The following is a 1,594-nucleotide window of genomic DNA, read 5'->3' as shown; positions in this document are numbered from 1 at the left end:
CGGCCGATCGGGCGGCCGCGCTCGGCCTCGCGCGCGGGGCCGAGGTGAGCCTGCGGATCGCGCCGGACGACGTGCGGTTCGCGTGAACGTGCCGCACTAGACTCGGCCGATGCCACGCATCCGCCCGTTCCGTGCCGGCGACGAGCCGGCGCTCGCCGACATCTGCCTGAAGACGGCGGATGCCGGAGCCGACGCCACCGGAGTCCTCCAGGACGACGACCTGTGGGCCGAGATCTTCGTGCTGCCCTACGTGGCGCGGCATCCGGAGTTCGCGTTCGTGGTCGAGGCCGACGACGGGCGCGTCGCGGGCTACATCGTGTGCGCCCCCGACACGGTCGCGTTCGAGGACTGGTTCTCGACGCAGTGGTGGCCGCGACACACCAGGCGGTGGCCCGAGCCCGCACCGGCGACCGAGGACGGATCACGGCAGGACGGAATCCTCCGCTACGCGTACGGACGCCGCGGCGGCGCCACCCAGCCGTTCGGCGACGCGTACCCCGCGCACCTCCACATCGACCTCCTGCCCGAAGCGCAGGGGCAGGGACTCGGGCGTCGGCTCATCGAGACGCTCGAGCAGGCGCTCCGCGATGCCGGCGTGCGCGGCGTGCACCTGGTGGCGACGGCCGAGAACGCCGGCGCGATCGCCTTCTACCCGCGCGTGGGCTTCGCGCCGCTTCCCTCGCCGCAGGGAACGCAGGCGTTCGGCAAGCGCCTCTGAGGTCTTCGGCCGTCAGGCGGTGCGCTCCGCGGCTGGGGCCGAGAGGTCGCGCACACGACGCCGCTCGTGGAGCGTGTACGGCGTGTGGCCGCCGATCACCCGCTGATCGACCATCACGGCGCCGTCCTCGCGCCAGCCGTGGCGCTCGTAGAACGCCGCGGCGCGGTCGTTGCCCTCGAGCACCCACAGGTGGGCGTGCCGGAAGCCCGACGCCCGCATCCGCTCTTCGACGGCTGTCATGAGCGCATGACCGACGCCCCGCGACCACTCCGACGAGACCGCGTACAGCGCGTACAGCTGACCGTCGCGCGGCAGGTCGCGATCGATCGACGGCCCGAACGCGGCCCAGCCGACGGCGGTGCCGTCGCGCTCAGCGAGCAGCTCGCGGCTGCGCGGATCGGCATGCCGGGCATCCCACCCTTCGGCCCGCCGACGGGTCTCGGTGGCGGCATCGAGCTGATCGAGCACCTCGTCGGCGATCAGCCCGGCGTAGGCGGCACGCCACGTCTCGATGCGGATGCGGGTGATGGCCGCGGCATCCTTCCTCGTCGCCTGCCGGATCGTGAGCACCACGATCCCGACGTTAGCGGCCCAGGAGCCTCGTCACGAGGAGTCGCCCGCTCCCGCACCCACGATGCGGCCGTCTCGGATCCTCACCGTGCGGTCGACGAGCCCGTCGGGCACGGCGACATGCGAGATCAGCACGACCGCCTGATCGTCGCGCACCGCGCCCAGCAGATCGACGAGAAGACGGTCGGATGCCGCGGGGTCGACACCCGCCGTCGGCTCGTCGAGGACGAGCACGGGGAAGCCGCGCAGCAGCGCCCGCGCGAGGGCGATGCGCTGCGCCTGGCCGCCCGAGACCAGGGCGCCCCG

Annotated in this window: 3 protein-coding genes; 1 reads left to right on the top strand and 2 read right to left on the bottom strand. The window is 73.4% G+C overall.

Annotated elements, in window-relative coordinates; translation table 11 throughout:
• Positions 1–109 precede the first annotated feature (109 nt).
• Positions 110–718, top strand: a complete 609-nt coding sequence (locus EIO58_RS17575; protein ID WP_127820521.1) for a GNAT family N-acetyltransferase — start codon at positions 110–112, stop codon at positions 716–718.
• Between the two features lie 12 nt (positions 719–730).
• Here the strand turns inward: EIO58_RS17575 and EIO58_RS17570 are convergent, their stop codons facing one another.
• On the bottom strand, positions 731–1,291 hold the full coding sequence (locus tag EIO58_RS17570; RefSeq protein WP_240658991.1) for a GNAT family N-acetyltransferase: 561 nt from the start codon (positions 1,289–1,291) through the stop codon (positions 731–733).
• Between the two features lie 30 nt (positions 1,292–1,321).
• Positions 1,322–1,594, bottom strand: a 273-nt coding sequence (locus tag EIO58_RS17565; RefSeq protein WP_127820519.1) for an ATP-binding cassette domain-containing protein, incomplete at its 5' end; no start/stop codon positions are given.

Source organism: Microbacterium sp. CPCC 204701 (assembly GCF_004010105.1).
In the GTDB taxonomy this organism is placed as follows: domain Bacteria; phylum Actinomycetota; class Actinomycetes; order Actinomycetales; family Microbacteriaceae; genus Microbacterium.
Note: the sequence above shows the minus strand (reverse complement) of the source record. Positions and strands in the feature narration are given on the sequence as shown.

What these genes read in the sequence shown, in the direction of transcription:
- EIO58_RS17575 (WP_127820521.1), top strand. Translation starts at nt 110, where the DNA reads ATGCCACGCATCCGCCCGTTCCGTGCCGGCGACGAGCCGGCGCTCGCC.